18 protein-coding genes are annotated in these 25,600 nt (G+C 40.0%); 6 read left to right on the plus strand and 12 right to left on the minus strand.

The features are described 5' to 3' along the window. Positions 1-474 precede the first annotated feature (474 nt). The 7 genes from ATS71_RS12980 to ATS71_RS13010 all read right to left on the minus strand — a co-directional run bounded on the left by ATS71_RS12980 (position 475) and on the right by ATS71_RS13010 (position 6,363). Positions 475-1,572 carry a Fic family protein gene (locus ATS71_RS12980; protein WP_058405200.1) on the minus strand — a complete coding sequence of 366 codons (1,098 nt, stop codon included), beginning with the start codon at positions 1,570-1,572 and terminating at the stop codon, positions 475-477. A 1,208-nt stretch (positions 1,573-2,780) separates the two neighbouring features. Next, entirely contained in the window at positions 2,781-3,848 is a 1,068-nt protein-coding gene (locus ATS71_RS12985) for a hypothetical protein (protein ID WP_058405201.1), read from the minus strand. Between the two features lie 96 nt (positions 3,849-3,944). Continuing rightward, positions 3,945-4,211, minus strand: coding sequence for a hypothetical protein (locus ATS71_RS19110; protein WP_235591485.1), 267 nt, complete (start codon positions 4,209-4,211; stop codon positions 3,945-3,947). Positions 4,212-4,264: 53 nt separating this feature from the next. Then, complete coding sequence (locus ATS71_RS19115; protein WP_058405203.1) at positions 4,265-4,714, minus strand: DUF4124 domain-containing protein; 450 nt, start codon at positions 4,712-4,714, stop codon at positions 4,265-4,267. Between the two features lie 2 nt (positions 4,715-4,716). Next, positions 4,717-5,199, minus strand: coding sequence for a hypothetical protein (locus ATS71_RS13000; RefSeq protein WP_058405204.1), 483 nt, complete (start codon positions 5,197-5,199; stop codon positions 4,717-4,719). A 64-nt stretch (positions 5,200-5,263) separates the two neighbouring features. Then, on the minus strand, positions 5,264-5,485 hold the full coding sequence (locus tag ATS71_RS13005; RefSeq protein WP_058405205.1) for a hypothetical protein: 222 nt from the start codon (positions 5,483-5,485) through the stop codon (positions 5,264-5,266). An 89-nt stretch (positions 5,486-5,574) separates the two neighbouring features. Continuing rightward, entirely contained in the window at positions 5,575-6,363 is a 789-nt protein-coding gene (locus tag ATS71_RS13010; protein WP_058405206.1) for a hypothetical protein, read from the minus strand. Between the two features lie 384 nt (positions 6,364-6,747). Here ATS71_RS13010 and ATS71_RS13015 point away from each other — a divergent pair, with 384 nt between their 5' ends. Further along, positions 6,748-9,900 carry a DUF3427 domain-containing protein gene (locus ATS71_RS13015; protein ID WP_058405207.1) on the plus strand — a complete coding sequence of 1,051 codons (3,153 nt, stop codon included), beginning with the start codon at positions 6,748-6,750 and terminating at the stop codon, positions 9,898-9,900. 9 nt (positions 9,901-9,909) lie between these two features. Here ATS71_RS13015 and ATS71_RS13020 read toward each other — a convergent pair whose 3' ends face one another. From ATS71_RS13020 to ATS71_RS13040, 4 genes are all read right to left on the minus strand, one after another. Further along, positions 9,910-11,229 (minus strand): hypothetical protein, encoded by a 1,320-nt coding sequence (locus ATS71_RS13020; protein WP_058405208.1) that lies wholly within the window; start codon positions 11,227-11,229, stop codon positions 9,910-9,912. 42 nt (positions 11,230-11,271) lie between these two features. After that, a complete protein-coding gene (locus ATS71_RS13025) occupies positions 11,272-13,116 on the minus strand; it encodes a hypothetical protein (RefSeq protein ID WP_058405209.1) in 1,845 nt (614 codons plus the stop codon). A gap of 500 nt (positions 13,117-13,616) precedes the next feature. Then, complete coding sequence (locus ATS71_RS13035; protein WP_058405211.1) at positions 13,617-15,155, minus strand: S24 family peptidase; 1,539 nt, start codon at positions 15,153-15,155, stop codon at positions 13,617-13,619. Then, on the minus strand, positions 15,152-15,751 hold the full coding sequence (locus tag ATS71_RS13040) for a class I SAM-dependent methyltransferase (protein ID WP_058405212.1): 600 nt from the start codon (positions 15,749-15,751) through the stop codon (positions 15,152-15,154). The genes ATS71_RS13035 and ATS71_RS13040 overlap by 4 nt, the downstream gene beginning before the upstream one ends. Before the next feature lie 333 nt (positions 15,752-16,084). Here ATS71_RS13040 and ATS71_RS13045 point away from each other — a divergent pair, with 333 nt between their 5' ends. The 4 genes from ATS71_RS13045 to ATS71_RS13060 all read left to right on the plus strand — a co-directional run bounded on the left by ATS71_RS13045 (position 16,085) and on the right by ATS71_RS13060 (position 20,460). Next, positions 16,085-16,828, plus strand: a complete 744-nt coding sequence (locus ATS71_RS13045) for a transporter substrate-binding domain-containing protein (RefSeq protein ID WP_058405213.1) — start codon at positions 16,085-16,087, stop codon at positions 16,826-16,828. 39 nt (positions 16,829-16,867) lie between these two features. Continuing rightward, complete coding sequence (locus ATS71_RS13050; RefSeq protein WP_058405214.1) at positions 16,868-17,602, plus strand: substrate-binding periplasmic protein; 735 nt, start codon at positions 16,868-16,870, stop codon at positions 17,600-17,602. A 221-nt stretch (positions 17,603-17,823) separates the two neighbouring features. Further along, a complete protein-coding gene (locus tag ATS71_RS13055; RefSeq protein ID WP_082653629.1) occupies positions 17,824-19,422 on the plus strand; it encodes an ABC-F family ATPase in 1,599 nt (532 codons plus the stop codon). A gap of 591 nt (positions 19,423-20,013) precedes the next feature. Beyond that, positions 20,014-20,460, plus strand: a complete 447-nt coding sequence (locus ATS71_RS13060) for an REP-associated tyrosine transposase (RefSeq protein ID WP_082653628.1) — start codon at positions 20,014-20,016, stop codon at positions 20,458-20,460. A 287-nt stretch (positions 20,461-20,747) separates the two neighbouring features. Here ATS71_RS13060 and katG read toward each other — a convergent pair whose 3' ends face one another. Further along, on the minus strand, positions 20,748-22,925 hold the full coding sequence (gene katG, locus ATS71_RS13065) for a catalase/peroxidase HPI (protein ID WP_058405217.1): 2,178 nt from the start codon (positions 22,923-22,925) through the stop codon (positions 20,748-20,750). Between the two features lie 712 nt (positions 22,926-23,637). On the opposite strand from katG, the gene ATS71_RS13070 reads away from it, so the two are divergent. Beyond that, positions 23,638-24,522, plus strand: coding sequence for a tetratricopeptide repeat protein (locus ATS71_RS13070; RefSeq protein WP_058405218.1), 885 nt, complete (start codon positions 23,638-23,640; stop codon positions 24,520-24,522). Positions 24,523-25,600: the final 1,078 nt, after the last annotated feature.

The following is a 25,600-nucleotide window of genomic DNA, read 5'->3' on the forward strand; positions in this document are numbered from 1 at the left end:
TTTTAACTCTGTGTAGCGCAAAGCGCCTCGGTGTACTCTGTGGTGATATTTATTTTAAATAACAAGAAGCTGCCGCTTCTAACGTGAGCAAGCTCTACGTCTACAAAAACAAACTAAAATACCGCTTGTTACTTTAGTTGCCATTTTCTTCTCATTCACTTCTCTTTGTGCATTACGGTTTTAAAGCCGATGATCCAGAAAGAGGTTAAGAAACGCTGCGCTTTTAGCGAAGTGATTGTGCTTGTGTTTGATAACGGGAAACTTACTTCTAACATCAGCAAGCTCAAGATCTGTAATTAAATACCAGCGCTTTCAACAAACCCCGTAGGCGCAAAGCTTGCTTGCGCGAAAAGCGAAGCTTTTAATTATGAAACAAAGTTTACCTTACGCTTTAGTTAAAGCATTTAGCACTACTTGTTTAACTTACCCCCCCTATTTGCCTCAACCAATGAGTCAAATAAACATTTAATTGCCTCATTGAGCAACTTTGTAACGTGTACTGCGCCCACCGGCAGCTGTTTTTGATATGAAACCTAATGTTTGTAAATCGGCTAAATGCCGTGTTGCAGTCGCACGACTGACTTTCGCTACCTTTTGATACTGACTGGCACTAATTCCGTGCTCAAATTGGCCATCGAGTAATTTATTAATTACTTTTACTTGTTGCTCACTTAGTTTTGTTTGCTCTTTACTTGCCCAGTAATTGGTTTTAAAAACTGTTTGCTCAATGTTTTTAAGCGTATGGTGTATCGCATTATTAAGCGTATTTAAAAACCATTTAATCCACTGTGTTATACAAAGCCCCCCCCGCTGTGTGGCTTCTAACACCTCGTAGTAGCTTTTTCTATCGCCTAAAATAGCCACCGACATAGCATATAACCGGATAGACTGAGCATACTTTTGTGCTAAAGCCAGATCTGTTATAAGCCGTGTTATTCGCCCGTTACCATCTTCAAGCGGGTGTATTGTTACAAACCATAAGTGTGCGATAGCAGCACGAATAAAAGGGTCTATTTGTGGATCGCTTTGCGTGTTGTTGAACCAATCAAAAAATAGCGACAGCTCTTTGTTTATTAACTTTTTAGGTGGCGCTGTAAAATGTAATACCGGTTTATCTAAACGCCCTGATACCACCTGCATTGGCTCGTCACCTCGCAACTGCCCGCCCTCAATCTTAGTAAATAAGCTTTGCTCATCAGCAAATAGTAAACGATGCCAGTTAAGCACCCTTTCTAAACCAAGCACTGAATCTGTGTTAGTTATTGCATCAAGCATAATTTCTGCAAGATTGTCGCTTTGCACTGTTGTGGGATAAGGCTTCTCGTTAATATTGAGCTTTTTAGCGAGCGAAGAGCGAACCGAAAATGCATTAAGCTTTTCGCCCTCAATCGCACTGGAGTGAATAATATTTGCTAATAAAGTATCAAGAGCTTGCTGCTTTTGATGGGCACTTTGCACACCCATACGGCCCACTAATAAGCCATGGTTATATGAAAGCTCCCTTAGTAAGGGAGCAAGCGCCGCATCATCCCACGTAAAGTTTGGCCAGTTTTGTTGTTGCCATATCCACATAGTCGTTAGCCCTTAAGTTAGTTAGCTTCAGTCTATATGATTTAATCGCCTCATTCAATGAGGCGATTAATGACATTAATTGCCTCATTGTTTTGCAAGCACCACCACTTTTTAAATTATAGGCACCGTAATTTGAATATTTGTAGATGCAATTTTACTTCGCGCTTTGATTTTTAACCGAAAGCGTCGTGTATTCGCCGCCCATGGCGAAGTCGCGCCTTTGGCAAGAAGCTGCCGCTTCTAACGTGAGCAAGCTCTAAGTCTACAAAACCAAAATAAAAATAGCCTTATTCACTTTGGCTGCTCATTTACTCCTCATTCACTTCTCTTTGTGCATTAAGATTTTAAAAGCCAATGATTCACAAAGAGGTTAAATTTACTGGTAGACGCGCAGCTTGCTGGCGTTTAAAAGCAACGCTTTTACGGTGGTTAATAAAGTGATTGTGTTGCCACCAAAAAATTAAGAAAAAAGATCCGGAGAAGTGACCAAACCAATAATTTTTAACTCTGTGTAGCGCAAAGCGCCTCAGTGTACTCTGTGGTGATATTTATTTTAAATAACAAGAAGCTGCCGCTTCTAACGTGAGCAAGCTCTACGTCTACAAAAACAAGCTAAAATACCGCCTGCCACTTTAGCTGCTCATTTACCCCTCATTCGCTTCTCTTTGTGCATTAAGATTTTAAAAAGCAAATAATCACAAAGAGGTCAAGAGACGCTGCGCTTTAGAGGTAGGGATTAAGCGATTTGATAAATGGCTGAGCATGCAAACTCGGCTTGTATAAACCTAAATTGAACATTGGTTTTGCTCTACTCATTTACTCCTCATTTTGTTCTCTTTGTGCATTATGGTCTTAAAGTAAATTAATCACAAAGGGGTTAAATTTACAGGTAGACGCGCAGCTTGCTGGCGTTTAAAAGCAACGCTTTTACTTATGCTATAAATGAAATTGTTTCACCACCGATAAGTAAAGGAGAAAACCAGAAGAAGTGACTAACCAATCTTTTTAACTCTGTGTAGCGCAAAGCGCCTCGGTGTACTCTGTGGTAATATTTATTTTAAATAACAATAAGCTGCCGCTTCTAACGTGAGCAAGCTCTACGTCTACAAAAACAAACTAAACATTGGTTTTGATCTTCTCATTTACTCCTCATTTTGTTCTCTTTGTGCATTAAAATTTGCCCCGCGCTTTTAAATCAACAACACAACTTAATAAACAGGAATAAACTCGCCCTTAACCTGCTGCGACGCCTTAAACCACACAAAATACGCCTGCTCGTAATCTATAAAATAGGTAGAAAGCGCATTTAAAATCACCTCATTCTCAAGCATATTGCACTGATTTTTAGCCTCACCCTGCACAATCGCCTTTAACAGCCTTCTGCCATGCTTATGCTGAATAAAAAACGCCAACCAATTATTCGCATTTGCGTATAAATCGCCACGGTAAGAGCGCTGCTCCCACAACGATTCTGAATCAATTAACGACCTAAACTCCATATACGTCCGGCGCACACGCTTAGTAGGAATAGCAATAGCCCGTTTGGTTTTATAAATCAGCGTATTTTCAAAAACCTCAGCTATTCCCTCGTTTAACCACCTAGGGGTACTGCCAATTAAATTAAAATTAATAACATGCATTGCCTCGTGTATGGCTACGCGCAAACTACCTTGCGGATCGGCCGGGTCAAACCTCACCAACGCCGTATTATTTTTACCAAAATAAATCCCCGCATTGTTGCTTGGTAAAGCCCCAAAGCGCGACACATAATCGTCGTAATAATGATTAGGTAATACAACCAAGTTCATTAAAATGGGTTTATCGGGGTATAAACCAAATAAGTTTTGATACTTTTCGTATGCTTCAAACAAACGAATACGCAGCGTTTTATGGTAATCGCTATTTACATTAGGGGTAATTAATTTAACCGACGTATATGGCCCAATATCAAACGTTTCGCTAGTGAAATCGAGATTATCGTTTAATTGCGATAACTCAATTTGCGCGTATTCAAGTTCTTCTGGGTCGTGCACCAACTCGCAACTATTTTGTTGCACTGGAGCAGCTTTGGGCTGAGCTTTAGCTTTATTAGCTACATTACCAACACGTTTATTATTAACAGTTTCAGTAGTATACACATGCGTATAACTCTCAGCACTTTGGACTTTATGCGTGTCATTATTTACTACAATCACTGCGGTATTAGGTTTATAAAAAAAGTGTAAAATCAGCAGTATTACAGCTAACAACACTACATGACGTGTTTTTATTTTCATTAAATTAGCCCGGCATAATAGTTAAACCACAATACTTAAAAAATAAAACTCACACCAGAGCTAACGCTAAAAATAACTAAAGTGTCATTTTACGTATTAAAAGTTATGCGCCTTAAACGTTGTTTTTAACCTCTCAGAATAAAGCTTATTAAAATCAGGAAACTGTAAATACAGCATGTTTTTTAACTGCTTTGGCTGCAATTTATTACAAGGCGACTCCTGCTCGGCCAGCATTATATTTTTAAGCAATAACCTACCCTGTGATGAATCCATCAAAAAGTAAATTGCCGCCCAACTACTTGCGTATAATTTGCTCGTATTTTTTTGTTTCCACGACTCTTCTAAACCAATTAGCCTACTCATATTAAAAACACCTTTCGCGAGTCTATTATTTATTGTCCACGAAGTATTAGGCTCTACAATACCGGTTTGCATATGTTTTTAGTAATTTCAAAGTAATCGAGCGGAGCTTTAAAACCTGAATCATACGTTGCGACTGCAAAGTTGGGTTTTTCATCGGTAAAATGCACAACGCCTTGGCTATCTGTCCACGTATAAATATCGCCATTGCGTTCATATTTAACTTCCCCTAAAGAGGTATCTATACACCGAGTAGTATCGGCCTGCGGAAAATGAAAGTCAGTAGATGTTTTACTTCCCTGAACTTTAATAGCAGTTTTATTTATTGCTGTTTTTGTTACTGAAAGTTCTAAATTTTGTGTGCTTAAACGTTTATAAATGCGTTTAACTTCACCAACCGGATCGTAAAAATTAAATACACGCCCCGTTAAATGGTTAGCCACTAAACCACAGGCAATTACAAACACAAAAAACATAAACACCACACGCCATTTAGTTTTAAACATAATTACGGTTTTCCTTTCCACTGTGCTTCAAACAATGCTTTTTGTTTACCCCTATATTCACTGCACCAAACAAACTCAGTTGTATTCATTCCTTTTTTTCGACAACGTTCGGGCAACTTATAAAATTTTGACCATGCGTCAAGCTTTGCTTTATTACTGTAGCTATCGCTATATAAAGACATACTCGGCACTTTTTGATTCAGTAATGTACTGTTATTTGAAGAGTAAACCCGTGCAGGTTTACTGTATTGGCGTGGAGCTGCTTTTTTAGGTTTATTGCAATGATTAGCAAGCTCTTTAAATAAAAAAGTAAAGCGGGTTTTAAGCCTTTCACCTTCAGCTACTTTGTAACCATGGCGCATTTTTGCGCGAATATGTTCACGCTCTTTTTTAATGCCATCGCAACGCGATTGCGAATAAGCATCGCCGGCAAAAACTTTAGCGGTTAATAAAGTAGTTAAGACTACCAACATCCATTTAATCATTACTTTTCCTTAACTTGCAGTTCTTAAAATTTACTTTTATAAAGCAGAATATAAGTGATTGCTGTTAATTTATAAATACAATGATTAATAAATCTGTAGGCGCAAAGCTTGCTTGCGCGAAAAGCGCAGCTTTTAAATTGTATTTACTTATATCGCGTTGGCGACGACAACCAAGGGGGCGGATACCGCCGACCGCCCCTTGGAACCCCCCGGCGCCCCGAGCATTTTGCACTTTCCTCAAAGTCAAAATCGATATGAACGTAACCGCCGTGTATTCACCGTCCATGGGGAAGTCACGCCTTTAATTGCATCCATGCAATTAATTACTCATCAATTGAGTCTTTTCGGGCAAAATGACGGGGGAATATAATACCTTTAATTATTAATTCGCACATTATTCCTACTTAAAACTAGAATATTAGCCCTAGGCACAACCTTTAGTTCCATCGAAAGACTTAACAAGTAAATAGACTCATTAGATGTCGCGATTAAAAAACCTTTGTGTACTTCTGTTTTAGTTTTTAAGGAATAACAACCTAATTGCCCACTACCATCTATGCAGACCTCCTTTTCTTTAAATGCAGTTATTTTTTCTTTCGCAATATCAGACGCTTGGTTGTAAAGATAAATAGATCCATAGGTGAATAGAGCTAAAATTAATAAAAATATAAATGTAAAAAAGTAAGAAGTTTTTGCTATGCCAAATGATAGCTTCCCTCTTCGCTCAACCCTATTAACATAAGCTTTCCAAAATCTTCTTTTAGGAGACAGCGGTGGTTTCTCTGAAGGTATATTATTTATTTTAAGGCGTTTTATTAGCCTTCTAAGAGTAAAATAATTAATTATAAGAGGATAAATAACAGCAAAAATACATAATGAAAGAGTCAGCCCCATCAACCAGATCAAAGCAGGAGAAAGAACAGTAAACATATCAACCCAAAGCTGTTGAGCTTGAATAGCATTTCTTTGAATTGTTTCGTATGTTATTCCGAATGTTGAGAGGTAACCCAATTGAAATATCCAAAACGCTATTTTTAATGGAACAACGACCAGTAAACTAAGTAAAAATAAATTACTTAATAAGAACTTTGTGATTGGTAGTAATACTCCCGTATTTTTTTTAAAGTCGTTTAGCATCTCCGTTGCAGCTTCTGATAGGTTCACTCTTTACTCCCTTAAATTAATTTTCCCTATACTTTAAGCATATCTATGTTTCTAAAGTAATACACGTCTTAAATGTCGCGTTGGCGACGACAACCAAAGGGCGGATACCGCCGACCGCCCCTTGGAACCCCACGGCGCCCCGAGGATAACACTGTTTCCTCAATTTAAATTAATGATATGAACATAAACGCGATGAAACACGTCCGTGTGTAAGCATCGCTTAACGCGCATCCATGCGCTGCTATTACTCATCATTAATTCAATTTCGGCTGTGATCACGGTGGGAAATTTCCTTGGCATTAGCCTTTAATTCAAAATGAGTTAATGCTTGTTTGCATTACATTTTTTAGTAAACTAACCACTCGCAAACAGGGAGTGGTTTCAATGCAGCAAATAGGTATTTACGAGCAGTTAATTACGAAAGTAATTGAACAAAATTTAAATCGTGATCAATTTTATGTGGGCGAACGCCAACTCGAATCGGCCGAAGCCGCAACGTGGCTTTCACGCTTTTTAGGTAAGCTTGTTGAACATGCCATTGATGCAATCCCTAATTCAAAAAAACGCTTGGAAGAACAAATTGACCTTGCAAATAGCCTTGTGCATTGGCTTAAAGATCATATTCGCGATGACGAGCTGATCGACGAAAACCTCATCGACAGCCAAGGCCGAATACTTACCGCGCTGTTTAATACCCAAAACCCTATTGCGGCCAACCTTAAAGATTACTCTCACGATATATTCCCACTTACGGGGCTTACACAAAGCGAATTGTTTAGCGGTGCAAATGCAGGTATATCGCTCGAAACCGAGCTAAAGCGCGAGATAAAATCATCCGACACTATTTACTGGCTTGTCTCATTTATAAAATGGACAGGGCTGCGCATATTTAAAAATGAGCTTGAAGCGTTTACCAAAAGCGGCAATAAACTCAAAGTAATTACCACCTCGTACATGGGTGCAACAGATGCTAAAGCAGTTGAGTTTTTAGCAAACCTACCAAATACCGAAGTAAAACTTAGTTACAACAACCAGCAAGAGCGCTTACACGCAAAGTCATACTTGTTTATGCGTAATACAGGTTTTCATACCGGTTATATTGGCTCGTCTAACTTATCGCATTCGGCGCTTACCAGCGGCCTTGAGTGGAACTTAAAAATTACCGCGCAAGAAATTCCGCACATTATAGCCAAAACCAAAAGTACCTTTGAAACTTACTGGCAATCGCCAGATTTCGAGCTATTTACAGGCAAAGCTGAATGTAAAGAAAAGCTCATTAATTCACTCAAGGAACAACGTGGTGTTGGCCAAGCAAGCAGCCAGTTTTATTTTGATATAACACCAAAAACCCATCAGCTCGCTATTTTAGAAAAACTAAGCGTTGAGCGCAGCGTGCATAATCGCTTTAAAAACTTAGTAGTTGCCGCTACCGGCACGGGTAAAACAATAATATCTGCGTTCGACTTTAAAACCGTTTACGATAAAAACCCAAACGCACACTTTTTGTTTGTAGCACACCGCGAAGAAATACTCAAACAAGCGCAAAGTGCTTACCGTGGTGTACTTAAAAATAACGACTTTGGCGAGCTGTGGGTAGGTAACTACAAACCACAGCGCTATAACCAATTATTTGCATCAATCCAAACATTAAACAGCCAAATTGAATCGCTCAATTTAACTCCTGACTATTACGATTACATAGTGATAGATGAAGTACATCACGTAAGCGCTGCAAGTTATCGCGCTATATTAAACTACTTTACGCCCACAATATTACTTGGATTAACCGCCACGCCAGAGCGACAAGATGACGCAAATATACTCGATGATTTTTGCGGTGTAATAGCCGCCGAGATTCGCTTACCAGAGGCAATCAATCAGCGCCATTTATGCCCGTTTCAATACTTTGGATTGGATGACGACACCGACCTAAGCCAAATAACATGGCGTGGTGGCCGTTACGATATAAGCGAGCTAAGTAACCTTTATACAGGTGAGAACAGCCGCGCTAACAAAATTATATCCAGCCTTGCTGATATCGTTACCAATGTTCACGCTATTAAAGCACTCGCGTTTTGCGTAAGCCAAAAACACGCAGAATTTATGGCTAAAAAGTTTAACTTAGCAAGCATAAACGCAGATGTTCTCACCAGTAAAAACACTAATGAGCGCGCGACCAAACAACAAGCACTGCGTCAAGGCGAAATACAAATATTGTGTGTGGTTGATATTTTTAACGAAGGCGTCGATATTCCAGAGGTCGATACACTTTTATTTTTACGCCCAACAGAAAGCCTAACGCTGTTTTTACAGCAACTCGGCCGTGGTTTGCGCCTGCCCGACAACAGCCAAAAGCAGTGCTGCACCGTACTCGACTTTGTTGGAAATGCTAATTCAGAATATGACTTTGCCAGTAAATTCCGCGCACTCATTGGTAAAAGTAACCAACCAATAAAAACCGAGATTGAAAACAACTTCCCGCATTTACCGCTGGGTTGCCGTATTGAGCTACAAAAGCGCACACAACAAACAATACTAAAAAATATTCAGCAAGCAATAAATTCTAAACGCCGTTTACAACAGCTGATAAGTAGCTATTCGCAACACACCAATGATGCACTCACGCTCAGTAATTTTTTACGCATAAACCCGCAAGTCACGCTGGAAGATATATACAAAGCAAAAGACAGAAAACTCGGCGGCTGGCATTGGTTAAAAGGCGATGAAATACCCGCAGAGCAAGCCGACATTTACGCCGCGTATTACCGCGCAATAAACACCCAATTACTCGGCTGCACTTCACTTAGTTACTTAAGCTTTTTACGTGATTTATGTAACAACGACTTTAACTTTACTCCGACGCCACAAAATCAACAGTACGCGCTTATGGCGCATTACAACTTTTGGGACACCACTGGCGCAAGTTTAGGTTTTAAAACGCTTGAGCAAAGCTTGCAAGCTCTTAAACACAAAGAGCTACAGCAGGAACTTGCTCAAGTTATTGCGCTTTTAATAAATCGCATACACCAGCAAGAAAGTGATTTAGTGTGTTTACCTAATCACGCAATCAAATTACACAGCCGCTACACACGTCAGCAAATACTCGCAGCTTTTGGCGCGCACTCGTTTGATAAAAAATCGACCGCCCGCGAAGGCGTACTAGAATTTAAAAACCAAAACCTAGAGCTACTATTCGTAACACTCAACAAGTGCGAAAAAAGCTACTCGCCTACCACTCTATATCACGACTACGCAATCAGCCCTACCCTATTCCACTGGCAAACGCAAAACAGCGCCCGTCCAGAACACGGCCGCGGCCTTAGTTACTTACAACACCAACAAACAGGCAAAGCCATCCTGTTATTTGTGCGCGAACAAGGCAAAGATGAAAACGGCCGAACTATGGGGTTTGTAAACTACGGCGAGGTTAAATACCAAAGCCACAACGGCAGCCAACCGATGAATATAACGTGGGAATTGGTGAACCCCATGCCAAGTGAAATGTGGCATGAGGCTGGGAAATTGGCGGTTGGGTGATTGCTTTACTTACTCTTCACATATTTCTATATATTCATTAAACTCTTCTAATAATGTGGAGTCTGTAATTTGGCTTTTTTCAATATCATCAAGCTCTTTGTCCTCTGACTCTTTGATAAGCACTGAAGCAAAAGAATATCCAAATGCATCTTTATAGGCTTCCAAGAATTGCTCACTTTCTCTAAACTCAAAAAATAAAGGAAAATTATGGTATGAGCTTTCGGTGATCATTTCCCCGTTACCCTGGAGCTTAAGCATTATTTGTTTTGCCTCATCGAAATCATTTGAAAGCACAGCATTGGCTAATTTAAAATCCATGGTAGAAGCAGACCAATCAACTGATTCAAGCACTTTTTGAGCTTTATCGTTATTATTAGACATTTTATAGGCTATCACTAGGTTTATAACATTTATCTTTGACATCAACTCAGAGGAAATATTAGGTAAGGCCATTGAGAACTCACCCAGGCAAATGGCTTTCTCAAACTCACGCTCATGTAAGTAATTATAAATTACCCCAGAAAGTTGATCATCAGCACTGGCTAATTCTGAAGGTTGTGCCTTTCGCCATAAAGTCTGCCCAAGCTTTGTTGCTACCTCAGCCATTAAATTAAATGCACGTTCCATATAATCAAAATCTAACTCTATCTCATCTCCAATACTTACATTACTATTAAAGTCATAACCCTCCTTACTACAAACTTTAATATACTGCTCTGAAACAATTCCATTACAATGCATCAATAAATTTCTTCGTTGTGTAAGCTCTACAAATGATGGCCAGTTTTTGAACTTGGTAAGAGTTGTTTTGAAAAGTTTTTCTAAATCAGAAAATTGGTCTACGTAACTTTTTCTCCTGATTGTCTCTATCTCATCAGTAAGAACTTTATCTTTCAATTCATCAAAATTATCAAAAGACAAAATGTCAGCAACACTGATCTGCTTTCCTAGGCCTTTGTACAATTCAGGTTTTATACTAAATAAACAACTAATTAAATCTCCCATGAACGCATCAAAACTACTAAATAAATTTAAAAATAAGGCCTTTTCAATTGTCTCTGGGATATTGGAATTTTTAATACGCTCAAACTTTCTATTAACTTCTAAAAAGCATTTAGTTCCTAAAACTTGACTCTGCAGATCTTCTTTTTCTGAGAGCTCCTTCGCTTTCGTAACGCTATCTTTAATCTTATCAACTCTTTTATTATGTATTTTAGCTGCAATAGGAACAAAAAAATTCACAACTTCTTCTGCGTCTCTTACCGCATGTAAAAATGTTGCGATAGCTACTGCGATAGGAGCTACCTTATCTTGTTGCTCATCTGTCATAATACCTCCTTAAAAGTTTATCCATAACCTTGATCTTATGCTTCAAATATTCTTCGCTATTAACTCAGCTTTCAGCAAACCGCCTTTAGTTAGTAACTTAGGCGCAAAGCTTGGGTTTCGTTTTGACTTATAAGCATCAAGTATTAATTTAAGACCATGTGCTTCTAACAGTGAAATATTTACCTCGGTATCCATTTCAGCTGATTCGATGAAATCATCAGAAAAGCTAGGGGCTATTATTAATACTTGTGCCACGCGCTTACCTTGATTTTCAGCGCGGGTTACATAGGCTTTGACTTGGCGTGAAGTTGTTGAGTATTTTGCAAAATCTCCATTTTTACAGGTTTTTGCTTCACCAATAATAATGTCGTTGTCACTGAGTGAGATTACAATATCGGCTTTATCTTTAGTGGTATTTAAGTCTTTGCGTAAGTCTTCATCAATATTAAGCTCTAAAAGCTCAAAAATGGCCTTCGTAACTTCTTCAAACTTAACGCCAATATCAGCCTCGGCTACATCAGCACCAACATCTCTCAATGTATTAAAATCGCGACGCGCTAGTGCATCATAGTTCTCTATTAGCTTATCTGTCGCGTTTGCAAAGCTTTCTAAAATGGCGAAACGTGGATTCCCTCGCTTAGATAACCCCATACTGTCACGAACTTCTTTTACTTCATCGTTTGACAGCAAATATAAAATATCGTGAGGAGTAATGCTCAACGCACGCAATTTTTCGGTATCAATAACTTCGTTCGCTTCGAGTTCAAACGCTTCTTTAAGGACAGCCTGCATGGTTGGGAAATGCTCTTCTAGCGTTTTTAAAAGCTGTTTGAAGCCGCTAGCGCTTAGCGAATCAAACTCTTTCTCTGTAGCGCCTGATAGCGATGATAGTATTAAGCCAATACGTTCATCCAAGGTTGTTCCCAGTTTTTCTGTATCAATTTCTAAATCTTGTATCAGCTGCTTTAATCGCTCTTTACGCTGGTTTTGGTTATCTTCAACATTGTGAATGTCGTCTGATAACAATTTGGCAGCGCTGATCCCTGAATGAATAATTGTTTGAATTTTTTCAGTTCTGCTTACGCCTCTAATTTTTCGGCCATGAGCTTTTAACGCGTTGGAAAGTTCGGCATCTGTTAGCGTTCTAAGTATTCTAAGCACGTATTTATCAGCTAAATCTTTCCCTTGGATTTCATTCAATAGCATAACTATTTCATCGGGGATGAATACTTCTTGTCGCTTTTTGCTGATAAATAATAACCCCATATCTCTGAGGCTATTTAAAGCATCTAGCACACCGTTTTTAGGGATAACATCAACCAAATGCTCTACAGCGGCGCATTCATCAGTAGTTAAATTAAGTTCATTAGCCAGAACGTTGAGAACACTGCGCTCATCATCTGTAACTTTAGCTTCTCGATTATTCTTTTCATCATTAAAGTAGGCTTCTTTCATACAAGCATGGTAAATTTTTAAGGCTCTGTTTCGCTCTAAAACGCTTTCGGCTGCCCCTTGCTGGATACATTCTTTGAGCTCTTTTGAAAGCTTAGATAGCTCAACCCATTCTTTTTCATAAAGCGACTCTATCCAAGTAATTCTTGCTACACCATTCCCGTCTCTACTTAAAATATTCACCAATAAGTTAAGCTGAGCGCTACTCATTAATATTTGCTCTTGAACTGACGTTTTGAAGAAATCTCGAACAGTATTAAAAAGCTGAGTAATTTCACTACCTGAGGCATTTTTAATTTGGCCGTCGATATTGTCGATTGTTTTAGCTAGTTTCTTATTATTTTTAGCGGCATCCGAGCAAAGACGATCGAGGCATGAAATGAATTTTGATTTTTCTACTTGATTAACAACTGACAAAACTTGATTGAGTTTCATATTAGAGTCCTTTCTCATTACGTTTCTATTAAAGTAACAGTAAATTAATATTAGAACAAATAATTGTTCATTTATCATTCATCTTTAAGTTGGTTTGAAACTTGTAAAGGCTAATTAGTTATATCACCAATCTACCAACTCACTCCAACTCCCCGTGATCACACCCGAAAGTTATAAATTGATGAATAATTACTTGCATGGATGCAAGTTAAGCCGTGACTTCGCCATGGATGGCGAATACACGGCGCTTACGTTCACATCAATTTTTAACTTGAGGACACAGTGTGATCCTCGGGTGCGCCGTGGGATTCCAAAGGGCGGTCGGCGGCAGCCGCCCTTTGGTTGCCATCGCCAACGCGATAAAACCTCGAATAGAGGTTGTTAAATCCCTTAAATCTTCACACCAAAGCATTATTTATAAGCGCTGTATAATTACATTAACACATTCAAAGCTTCGCTTTGCACGCCAGCAAGCTGCGCGTCTACAAGTTAAAACGTGACTACTCTGCAACCACTTGCTTAAACCGTGCGAACGTTCGCATGCTTTCATCTGCAATCATTACCTCGTAATCTGGATTTTGAGCAATTAGCTCATATTGCCCGTTAGGTAATTTATTAACTTTACGCAGTAAGTACTGCCCTTCCCCGCCTATATCATCTCGCTCTATCGCCACTATCTGACCGCGTAGCGACCCTGCTTTATCGGAGGTTATAAGCTCAAGCAGCAGCAAATCACCATCAAATATTGGGTGCTTACCACCATTCATAGAGTTACCCGATGCGTGCGCTAAAAAATGCACTTGCGGGTCGAGCTTGCCCGCGCCTAGTGGCGCTTCCATCAATTCCATATCGCTTTCATCCCCTGTTTTAAAATGCCCACAAGCTATTTTAATGTTGGGAAAGTACGGCAGCTTTAATGCGTTACCACTCGATTTTAAACTAACGGCTGGTTCAGCAACTTGATTTAACTCAGGTTGTTTTGCTTGCGGGAAAGGCACTATGTCGGCAGTTAGTTTTGCTTCTTCAAAATGGTCTTTATTTGCAAGCCATAACTTTGCGTTATTGGCTTGTGCCACTTGATACGCCCAATTGCTTACCGCGAGAGATTTATCGGCATCGCAATGAAAATACGCGCTTAGTTCGTTACTAATAATTTGGCTGTTAACAACCAAGTTTTGATTTTGCCAGCGTTCGCGGTGTTGTTGCGCCGCTAAAAAGTCGCGTTTGTTGTTATTACATGCTCGGTGCGCGGCCACAAAATTATGGCCTAAATCGTTAGCGTAACGGGCAAACGGTATAAAGTGATCAACCTCAACATCGTTTTTCATTGGCTTTTGGCAATAAAAACACGTGTTTGATTGCAGCTCTACTAAAACAGGCTTTGCCTTGGTAAGTGCATTACGGTCTACCCCAAATAAAAACTCTTGCAGTTGGCTTTGCGGGCCAATTAGCGCTTGGTTGTGCTTTATACTCTGAATTTTTTGAAGCCATGCATTTTTAGCTAAGTACACAACTAAATCGTAAAAGCGCCTAAAGCAGCTCGCGATACCTGCATTTAGCGTAATAAATTGAGTGCTGTTTGTATGCGGGTATAAAAAGCATTCCTCTTGTTTGGCGAGAATTTGTAAGCGCCAAAGCGGCCCTGTTTTTATTGTTGCCATAGCCGCATTAAATGTGGGCTTATAAAACGGGCTTTGCTTAAGCTGGCGAAAGTTACGTATGTTGTTTTGCTGGCATTCAAACAGTACGCTAATTACTTTTGATTGCGCGCCTGTATTTTGCTTAAGTAAGGCGCTTTCGCCGGTGTGCTCTGACGAAAACGGCATTGCATGATGCCAGTATAAGGTAATGAGTTTGTCGGCAAGGGTTGGCAACTCTATTACTAATTGGCTTTGCTCTGATAGCAACGGCTGTTCTACACATACATCAGCCAAAGCATGCAGCAATGCAAATTTGTAGGTTGCACTAAAATCACCCTCAACGAGCATGCGTTGAATATACGCAATAAAATCGAGTTGTTGCTGCATTGCGCCAATCATAAAACAGGCACAGCTTTAATTAGGGCATTTAGCCATACTTCGCTTTCGCGCTCTGGTCGTTGGTCAACCGTTTGCCATTTTTTTATTATTTTAAGCTCGGTGTGCTGAGTAATTAGCGCGGTTAAGCCGTCTTCATTTAAATCGGTAAATTCACGGCCATTATGCACGCGTTCTTGCGTGCCGTATTTAAATGACACATACAAAACACCGTTTGGTTTAAGCGCGTGTTGTAGGTTTAAAAATACCTGAGGTAATTCGTTTTTAGGCACGTGCAATAAGCTGGCACAACACCAAATACCATCGTATTTATTGTTACAATTTAGCTGTTGAAAGTTTTTAACCGCTACTGGTTGCTGTAAGTAATTACTGGCTAACTTTGCAAGCGCTGGGCTTGCATCAAACGCGCTAACAGTACAACCTTGCTGTTTAAAATACATGGCATCGCGGGCACTGCCACAGCCTGCATCTAAAATATGGCCGTGTTTAGGGATAAGCGGTAAAAACTCAGCGTAAAGCGCCGACATATCAACATTAAGCGTTGAGTCGCTAAAGGTTTGCGCGTTGTTATTGTAGTAAGTGAGTGTGGTACTTGGCACGATACACCAGCTCCTTGGCTAATCGTTTAACAGCTAAGCCGCTGTTAATATTAAATTCATTGGTGTTTAATCTACAGTAACACATAAGTAAAATATAGACTTAGTAGTAGAATATTTTAAATTAATACGCCCTTTTTATTAATCGCCCGCGCACATTGCAAGTTCAACGATTACAAAATTGAACATGTTAGCTTAGCACTCCCCAACACGTTGATTATAAATACATAACTTTATAAACCCAGTGATGCTATTTACATGCTTATACAAAATTTACGACTAAATTTTAAGGCTGGTTTATACTGTATGTATTGCGTCGCTAGCATGAGGGGTATAATGCATAGATTAAAAAAATACGGTTTGTATTTGTTAGTAGCCCTCTCTTTTGGGAGTGGGGCTTGCGAAAAAAAGTTTTTTGTCGCGTCGCACGATACCTATTGGCCGCCTTACGTTATTGATGTTGACGGCCACGCACAAGGTAAAGAAGTAACAGCGCTTTGGCTTATTTTTGCAGGGTCGCCTTATTGCGTTCAGGTTGAGTTTTTACCCAATACAGAGCGTGCATTTGTTGAACAAACTAAAGGCCGAATGGATTTAGGGTGGGCTGCAAGCTTTACTGAAAAACGCGCAGAGCATGTTTATTTTTCGGATAGTTACCGCAACGAAGTCATGTGGTTGTATCAGCATAAAAGCAAACAATACAACGTTAAAAACCTGCAAGACGCGTTTGCACAAGGCTACACCGTGGCCGCCCATACGGGTAGTTATTACGGCGAGCAATTTGAGCGCTTAAAAAGTATTTACCCAAAACAAATTATTTTTACTGGTGCGGCAAAAAGGCGTTTTGCTTTATTAGCTAAACAGCGGGTCGATTTTATAATTGAAGACCAATTAGTGGGCGAGTATTTTATAAGCCAGTCAAACAATATTAAGCGGGTAAATACCACAACCTATGTTAACAAAGGCTCTATTCATTTAATGCTGAGTAAAAATACCTCTACCTTGCAAGATGTAGTTGAAGTTAATAAATTAATACAAAGCAGAAAAGCACAATTAGAAGAACTGTTTGAAAAATTATAACTATTTATACACTAAAAACCCTTCACAAAAGGCTGCAGTTTGAAAGTATTACTGTTTATGACCCTTTTTACTTTTAGTGCATTTAATGCCTGGGGATGCACTAAAACGTTAACGGTGGCTACCAACGAAAGTTACTGGCCGCCTTACGTAATATTAAAAAACAATACGCTGGGTGGTACTGAAATAGACGTACTTAACGCTATTTTTAAAGGCTCACCTTATTGTTTAAATTTTAGTGTGCTGCCTAACTCGTTGCGTGCATTTGAAGAGCTAAAACAGGGCCATGTTGATTTAATTTTTGCTGCTAGCAAAACTGCTGAGCGTGCGGAGTATGCTTACTTTACGTTACCTTATCGTGTTGAAAAAATGCTGCTGTACAAACATGCCGACTCGCCCAACGTACACAGTATTAACCAGCTATTTAGTCAGTCGCTAACTGTGGGGGTTAACAGGGGAAGTGTTTTTGGTGAAACGTTTGAGCAATTGCGCTTACGGTATTCTGAGCAGGTTGTACTTACGAGCGAGTCTAAAAAACGTTTTGGTATGCTTAACAAGCAGCGTATTAATTATTTAATTGATGATTCGTTAGTGGCGCAGCACTTTACTAAACAGTACTCAAACATTATGCCGGCGGCGTTGGTTAAGCCTATAAATGTAAATAATGTGCATTTTATGCTGAGTAAAAAAACGGTAACCACTGACGATATAACGGTTATTAATTCGTACATTTTTAATAATAAAGCAGTTATTGAGCGTATTTACCAAAACCACTAATACTTTAAATTAGCCAACCTTGCGTGCTTATTGGGTAAATTTAAGGCCTTTTGCACCGTTTGTGTGCGTTTAGCTTTGGTTATAAATTAGCTGCCTTTTACCTTTCATTAGTAGTGGCTGATCTGTATAATTCGCCAGCTAATTTACCCTATTGCTTGATGTTGTTTGCGGCCTTTTGCTGCAACGAGCTCCTGTCAGTACTAATTCTAGGATTACCTTTTTTGATCTCCACCGCAAATATTACGATGCAGTTTGGCGCAGAGCCGTTGTTTGAAAACATTTCAGCTAAATTTGGTAACGGTAACCGTTACGGTTTAATTGGCGCTAACGGCTGCGGCAAGTCGACTTTCATGAAAATTTTAAGCGGTGCACTGGTGCCTAGTGCGGGTAATGTGTCGATTACGCCAGGTTTAAAAGTAGGTAACCTAAGCCAAGACCAGTTTGCATTTGAGCAATACACGGTGGTAGATGCGGTAATTATGGGCGACGTTGAGCTTTGGAAAGTTAAGCAAGAGCGCGACCGTATTTATTCGTTACCTGAAATGAGCGAAGAAGACGGCATGAAAGTGGCCGACCTTGAAAGTGTATTTGCCGAAATGGACGGGTACACTGCCGAAAGCCGCGCTGAAGAAATACTTATAGAAGCAGGTATAGATAAAGAGTTTCATTATGGGTTAATGGCAAATGTTGCACCGGGCTGGAAACTACGTGTGCTTTTAGCGCAAGCTTTGTTTGCAAACCCAGACATACTGCTACTCGATGAGCCGACCAATAACTTGGATATTCATACTATTACGTGGCTTGCAAACGAGCTGAACAAGCGTAAATGTACGATGATTATTATTTCGCATGACCGTCACTTTTTAAACTCAGTTTGTACACACATGGCCGACATTGATTACGGCGAGCTGCGTATTTACCCGGGTAACTACGAAAAGTATTTAGAGGCATCGGGCCTGCAACGCGAGCAACTATTAGCTGAAAACGCTAAAAAAAGTGCTGAGATTGACGAGCTACAAGACTTTGTTAACCGCTTTGGTGCTAATGCCTCTAAAGCTAAACAAGCTAGTTCGCGTGCTAAAAAAATGGATAAAATTAAGCTTGATGAAGTGAAAGCATCGAGCCGTATGAGCCCGTCGTTAAAGTTTGACGAAGGCAAAAAAATGTACCGCCAAGCGCTTGAAGTTAACAAACTTGGCCATGGTTTTGATGGTGAAACACTGTTTAGTGGCGGTGAGTTTTTACTAGAAGCCGGTGCAAAGCTTGCGGTAATTGGCGAAAACGGGGTGGGTAAAACTACTTTTTTACGCTGTTTAGTTAACGAGCTTAAAAGTAATGAAGGCGAAATTAAGTGGTCTGAAAATGCGAGCTTTGGTTACTGCCCGCAAGACAGCACTAAAGACTTTGATAACGATTTAACGTTATTTGATTGGATGTCGCAATGGCGTACAGCTAAGCATAACGATTTAATGGTTCGTGGTATGTTGGGCCGTTTGTTGTTTACCGCAGACGATTCAAACAAAAAAGCGCGTAACTGTTCAGGTGGTGAAAAAAACCGTTTGTTATTTGGTAAGTTAATGATGCAAGACGTGAACGTACTTGTAATGGACGAGCCAACAAACCACATGGATATGGAAGCCATTGAGGCGTTAAATAATGCGCTTAAAGACTTTGAAGGGACGCTTATTTTTGTAAGCCACGACCGTGAGTTTGTGTCGTCGTTGGCTACGCGTATTATTGATATTAAAGATAAGCAGGTTATTGATTTTCAGGGTACGTTTGATGAGTACCTTGCAAGCTGCGAAGAGAAAAAAGCATAAGCCCGTTGGGTGTTTAGTTTTAAAAGGCGCTTAGTTAGCGCCTTTTTTGTGCGTGGTTAAATGCATTAGTTAACTGTATTAGATCATCACCAAAAATTAACTATTGCTCGTGTTTTTTGTGTAGCGCGAAGCGCCTCTGTGCGCTCTGTGGTGGTAACTTATTAAAAAACAAGAAGCTACGCTTCTAACGTGAGCAAGCTCTACGTCTACAAAAACAAACTAAACTAACCCCTTTTGCTTTTGCTACTCATTTACTCCTCATTCGCTTCTCTTTGTGCAATACGCTTTTAAGGGTTATAGAGTGATTTTTTTACCACCGAGAAGTGAAGGAGAAAAGCAGGAGCAGTGACTAATTATTGCTCGGTTTTTTTCTGTGTAGCGCGAAGCGCCTCGGTGCGCTCTGTGGTGGTAACTTATTAAAAAAACAAGAAGCTACGCTTCTAACGTGAGCAAGCTCTACGTCTACAAAGCAGTGTTTAAATTAACCTGTAGACGCACAGCTTGCTGGCGTGAAAAAGCAACGCGTTTTAAAACTTGTTTTAGGTCAATTCTTATCTATGTTTATACAAAGCCAAAATATATGACTCTCCGATGCATGACTCCTCAAAATTATTAGCACATCGTTTTTCAAATAATAATGAGTTCTACTCTGTGACTATATGCTGCATAAATAGAGCATCTCTATTTAAAGAATTTGGCAATGCATGTATTGCAGCAAAGGCTATTGTGGATATGCAAAATAAAGTTAATACAATTTGCTATGTATTAATGCCTGATCATCTACATTGGTTATTTCAGCTTAAAGAGTGCTCACTAGCCAACGTAATAAAAATCTTTAAAAGTGTAACGACTGTAAAAATAAATAAGCTAAATGGAACAACAGGCAAAATTTGGCAGCAAAATTATTTTGAACATCAGCTTCGTTCTGAAAAAGATTTAATCAATCAAGCTCGTTATATTGTTGCTAACCCACTCAGAGCAGGCGTTGCAAAAAATGTCGGACAATATCCATATTGGGATTGTATTTATTTAAGCTAAATGACTTATAAAGCTAGAAGCTACGCTAATAACGTGAGCAAGCTCTTCGTCTACAAAGCAGTGTTTAAATTAACTTGTAGACGCGCAGCTTGCTGGCGTTTAAAAGCAACGCTTTTACAAATATTGTTAAACCGCTAAGAAGCTGCGCTTCTAACGTGAGCAAGCTCTACGTCTACAAAATAAGTTAATCCTGCTTACTATGGCTTCTCTTTGTGCATCTGTTCAGCCTTGTTTTTAAAAACAAAAAAGGAGCATTGCTGCTCCTTTTTAACTGTTGCTCAGGTTTATTAAATATCAAACCTATCGGCGTTCATTACTTTTACCCATGCATTTACAAAGTCGTGAACAAAACGTGTTTTATTATCGTCTTGAGCATAAAACTCTGCCAATGCGCGTAAAATTGAGTTTGACCCAAATACCAAATCTACGCGTGTTGCGGTCCATTTAGTTGCGCCGCTTGCGCGATCTACAATATTGTAAAGGCCATTGCCGGTTGGCTCCCAGCGGTTTGCCATGTCGGTTAGGTTTACAAAAAAGTCATTGCTTAACGCGCCTACGTTATTTGTAAATACACCGTGCTGTGTGCCGCCATGGTTGGTACCCAGCATTCGCATACCACCAATAAGCACCGACATTTCAGGGGCGGTTAAACCCATTAGTTGGCTACGCTCAAGTAATAACTCCTCAGCAGATACCACGTAATCTTTTTTCAGCCAATTTCTAAAGCCATCGTGAATCGGTTCAAGTACGTCGAACGATTCGGCGTCGGTCATGTCGTCGGTTGCGTCGCCGCGCCCTGGCGCAAACGGAACGTTAACCTCTACCCCTGCATTTTTAGCGGCTTGTTCAACCGCGGCTGTGCCGCCAAGTACAATTAAATCGGCCATGCTTACAGGTGTGCTTAACTCTGCTTGCACTTTTTCAAGCGCTGATAACACGCTTGCTAAGCGCTCTGGCTCGTTACCCTGCCACTCTTTTTGTGGTGCTAAACGAATGCGTGCTCCGTTTGCACCGCCTCGGTGATCAGACCCTCGGTAGGTACGTGCACTGTCCCATGCGGTGTTAATTAAATCGCTGGCACTTACACCACAATTAAGCAATGTTGCTTTTAAATCGCTGATTTGCGCATCTGTTAAGGTGTAGTCAACGCTTGGAATTGGATCTTGCCAAATTAAATCTTCACTTGGTACATCGGCACCTAAGTAACGTGCTTTTGGCCCTAGGTCGCGGTGCGTGAGTTTAAACCATGCACGTGCAAACACGTCTGAAAAGTACTCAAAGTCGTTATGAAAACGCTCAATTATTTTACGGTACGCTGGGTCCATTTTCATGGCCATGTCGGCGTCGGTCATTATTGGGTTTAAACGAATTGATGGGTCTTCTACATCGACCGGTTTGTCTTCTTCTTTAATGTTTACAGGTTCCCATTGATGAGCACCTGCCGGGCTTTTTGTCAGTTCCCATTCGTAGTTTAAAAGAAGGTCGCAGTAGCCGTTATCCCATTTTGTTGGGTGTGTGGTCCATGCACCTTCAATGCCCGATGTCATTGTATCGCGACCAATACCCCGTGTTTTGTGGTTGTTCCACCCCATGCCTTGCTCTGAAATATCAGCCGCTTCTGGCTCTGGGCCAAGGTTTGACTCTTTTCCGTTACCGTGTGTTTTACCTACAGTGTGGCCACCAACGGTAAGGGCTGCGGTTTCTTCGTCGTCCATTGCCATGCGGGCAAATGTTTCGCGCACTTGTGCTGCGGTTTTAAGCGGATCGGGTTTACCGTTTACTCCTTCTGGGTTTACGTAAATTAGGCCCATTTGAACAGACGCTAAGGGGTTTTCCATTGTGTCGGGTTTATCTACATTTTGGTAGCGTTCGTCGCTTGGTGCTAACCATTCTTTTTCGGCGCCCCAGTATACGTCTTTTTCTGGGTGCCAAATATCTTCACGGCCACCGGCAAACCCAAAGGTTTTTAAGCCCATTGATTCGTATGCCATGTTGCCCGCTAAAATAATGAGATCGGCCCACGAGAGTTTGTTACCGTATTTCTTTTTAATTGGCCAAAGTAGGCGACGCGCTTTGTCGAGGTTGGCGTTATCGGGCCACGAGTTTAAAGGCGCAAAACGTTGATTTGCAGTGCCACCGCCGCCACGTCCGTCAGATAAACGGTACGAGCCTGCTGAGTGCCATGCCATGCGGATCATTAAACCACCGTAGTGGCCCCAGTCGGCTGGCCACCAATCTTGGCTTTGGGTCATTAAGTTTTTTAAGTCGGTTTTTACGGCTTCTAGGTCGAGGGTTTTAAATGCTTCAGCGTAGTTAAAGTCGCTGCCGTAGGGAGAACTTTTTGTATCGTGTTGATGTAGGATGTCGAAATTAAGTGCGTTTGGCCACCAATCTGTATTTTGGCCAGCTGTTTGTGTATTGCTGCCATGCATTACCGGGCATTTTCCGGCGCTAGAGTTGCTCATTTTTCAATCCTCTTGGTGTAAAAATTACGTAAGCGATATTTAATTTGTTTAAGTAATACTATTTTTAACTAATGCAAATGTTGCTTAATCAACTACTTATATATTTATACTTATTTTGAATTACCAATATAGGCTTATTTTTTGAGCTATGCCAATGAATACACCGTATTTAAAACGATTGGCCCGATTTGTATTTTTGATTGGAACTTAAAAAACAAGCTCTGGTAACTAGAGGCTTGAGTTAGTACAGCAAACAAGTGGGTTTAATATTTTGATCTTTTTTTAAATAACGATGATCGAATTAAAAAGTAGCGGCGTAATGGTATGTGAAGGGTTTGAAAGTGGCTTTGGTTTACCATAGCGCACATAGGAATACCCCCCTTCGCCATGAAATTGTAGTTATAATGCTAAAGGTGTATTACTAAGCCCAATACACCTTTACTTTATAAACTCAGTTTATCAGTTTTATGTTAGTTGATAATAATTAGCTAACAGTAGTTAAGTTTTCCCTAACCTTTGATGTTTTAGCAGTTTCAACCAGCTCACCCAGAGCTGGTTTTTTTTGCCTAAAATTTACCACTACACAATGTTTTCGTAATAATAATTTATAATGCGTAGTAAACTCGCCCTCAAAACAAAACCTGCCCTAGTGAGTTTAGGTTGTGCGTGTTAATATTATTTTTGGAATTAATTATTTTATTTGGGCATGTTGATGCGTTATTACTTTTCTTTACTATGTATTTGTTTTACTTTATTTTTAGCGTCGGCTAATGCCGCTGAGCAACAAACAGAAGCCCCCTCAAAGCAACAAGAACAGCAAGCGCTCGAGCAACTTAAAGAGCCTATGTATAAACCGCTTATGGAACGCTACATTTTAGATGAGCTAAAAGCGGTTCGCCAAGATCAGCAAAAACTACGTGAAGATGTAACTAAACAAGTTACGCACGCGCAATTAGACACGGCCGACAGAGCCCTTACTTACACCACCGATACGATAAATAATGTGTTTTTTATTATTACCGCCACGGCATCTATTTTGGTGCTTGTTGGCTGGAATTCGCTTCGTGATGTTAAAAACAAAGTAGAAGATATTGTAAATACGCGCGTGAGTGTTATTACCGACGAATACGAAGACCGATTAAAAATTCTAGAAGAAAAACTGCGTGTACGTTCTGAAGAAATACTCAGTAACCAAGAACGTATTTCTATTACAAACGAGGTTCACTCGTTGTGGATGCGCGCAAATTTAGAAAGTGATTACGCTAACAAAATTGAAATTTTTGATGAAATTTTAAAACGTAAACCTGAAGACGTTGAAGCTATTGCCTATAAGGCTGATGCGTTGCTTGAAATTAATCAAACAGCCAAAGCGATTGATTTATGTAACCAAGCAATTGATATAGATAGCGATTATGGTTATGCGTATTGGCAACGTGCGTGTGCATTTGCGCTAATACACGAGCACGCCGATGCATTGGCCGATATAAAAATGGCACTTGAGTACTCGCCTAACTTACGTAATGAGTTACTTCACGAAAGTGCATTTGCAAGCCTGCACGATAATAACAGCTTTAATACTATTGTGGCGGGCGAGTAAGTTTAGCCTGTTTATATAGTATTTAAAAAAGAGCGAAAGCTCTTTTTTTGTGGCTGTAATAAAGTGCTGTGCTTTGTGTATTAAGGTTTTTAAAAGATTATTATTCACAAAAAGATTAAGAGACGCTGCGCTTTTAAAGGTAAGGGCTAAGTAATTTAATATTTGAACAGAAGTGAGAAGCTGCGCTTCTAACGTGAGCAAGCTCTACGTCTACCAAAAATATCCACACACTGGTTTTGGGCGGTTCATTTGAAGCTTATTCTGTTCTCTTTGTGCGTTATGGTTTTAGGGGTTATAAAGTAATCAACTCACCACCGAAAAGTGAAGGAGAAGACCAGGAGAAGTGACTAACCAATATTTTTAACTCTGTGTAGCGCAAAGCGCCTCGGTGCGCTCTGTGGTGGTATGTATTTTTAAGTAATAAGAAGCTACGCTTCTAACGTGAGCANGCTCTACGTCTACAAATTAATTTAACCCAGCTTGCTTTGGCTACTCATTTACTCCTCATTTTGTTCTCTTTGTGCATCAATATTTTAAAAGCCCATTTGTTCACAAAGCAGTGCCTGAATTTAGCCTTTAGACGCGCTGTGCTTTCGTTTAATAGCAACGTTTTACTTTTGCTATAAAAGTGAATTTTTCACCACCGAGAAGTGAAGGAGAAGAACAGGAGTAGTAAATAATCAATATTTTTAACTCTGTGAAGCGCGAAGCGCCTCGGTGCGCTCTGTGGTGATAAAAGATCACTTACCCTGTCACTTTGGCTACTCATTTTCTCCTCATTTTGTTCTCTTTGTGCATACTGCTTTCAAACCCAATTTAACAAAGAGTTTAAGAGCCGCTGCGCTTTTAGAGTTAGTGAAAAAGCCCAGTATTTACAATGCCTTGGCTGAATATAGCCTAAAGACGCGCTGTGCTTTCGTTTAATAGCAACGTTTTACTCATGCTATAAAAGTGATTATTTCACCACCGAAAAGTGAAGGAGGAGACCTGGAGAAGTGACTAACCAATATTTTTAACTCTGTGTAGCGCAAAGCGCCTCGGTGCGCTCTGTGGTGGTATGTATTTTTAAGTAATAANA

This window comes from Pseudoalteromonas sp. H71 (assembly GCF_001468485.1).
In the GTDB taxonomy this organism is placed as follows: Bacteria; Pseudomonadota; Gammaproteobacteria; order Enterobacterales; family Alteromonadaceae; genus Pseudoalteromonas.

Coding starts and splice junctions, on each gene's coding strand:
- ATS71_RS12980 (WP_058405200.1), bottom strand. CDS start 1,572: ATGTGGATATGGCAACAACAAAACTGGCCAAACTTTACGTGGGATGAT.
- ATS71_RS12985 (WP_058405201.1), bottom strand. CDS start 3,848: ATGAAAATAAAAACACGTCATGTAGTGTTGTTAGCTGTAATACTGCTG.
- ATS71_RS19110 (WP_235591485.1), bottom strand. CDS start 4,211: ATGAGTAGGCTAATTGGTTTAGAAGAGTCGTGGAAACAAAAAAATACG.
- ATS71_RS19115 (WP_058405203.1), bottom strand. CDS start 4,714: ATGTTTAAAACTAAATGGCGTGTGGTGTTTATGTTTTTTGTGTTTGTA.
- ATS71_RS13000 (WP_058405204.1), bottom strand. CDS start 5,199: ATGATTAAATGGATGTTGGTAGTCTTAACTACTTTATTAACCGCTAAA.
- ATS71_RS13005 (WP_058405205.1), bottom strand. CDS start 5,485: ATGGACGGTGAATACACGGCGGTTACGTTCATATCGATTTTGACTTTG.
- ATS71_RS13015 (WP_058405207.1), top strand. CDS start 6,748: ATGCAGCAAATAGGTATTTACGAGCAGTTAATTACGAAAGTAATTGAA.
- ATS71_RS13020 (WP_058405208.1), bottom strand. CDS start 11,229: ATGACAGATGAGCAACAAGATAAGGTAGCTCCTATCGCAGTAGCTATC.
- ATS71_RS13025 (WP_058405209.1), bottom strand. CDS start 13,116: ATGAAACTCAATCAAGTTTTGTCAGTTGTTAATCAAGTAGAAAAATCA.
- ATS71_RS13035 (WP_058405211.1), bottom strand. CDS start 15,155: ATGATTGGCGCAATGCAGCAACAACTCGATTTTATTGCGTATATTCAA.
- ATS71_RS13045 (WP_058405213.1), top strand. CDS start 16,085: ATGCATAGATTAAAAAAATACGGTTTGTATTTGTTAGTAGCCCTCTCT.
- ATS71_RS13060 (WP_082653628.1), top strand. CDS start 20,014: ATGCATGACTCCTCAAAATTATTAGCACATCGTTTTTCAAATAATAAT.
- katG (WP_058405217.1), bottom strand. CDS start 22,925: ATGAGCAACTCTAGCGCCGGAAAATGCCCGGTAATGCATGGCAGCAAT.
- ATS71_RS13070 (WP_058405218.1), top strand. CDS start 23,638: ATGCGTTATTACTTTTCTTTACTATGTATTTGTTTTACTTTATTTTTA.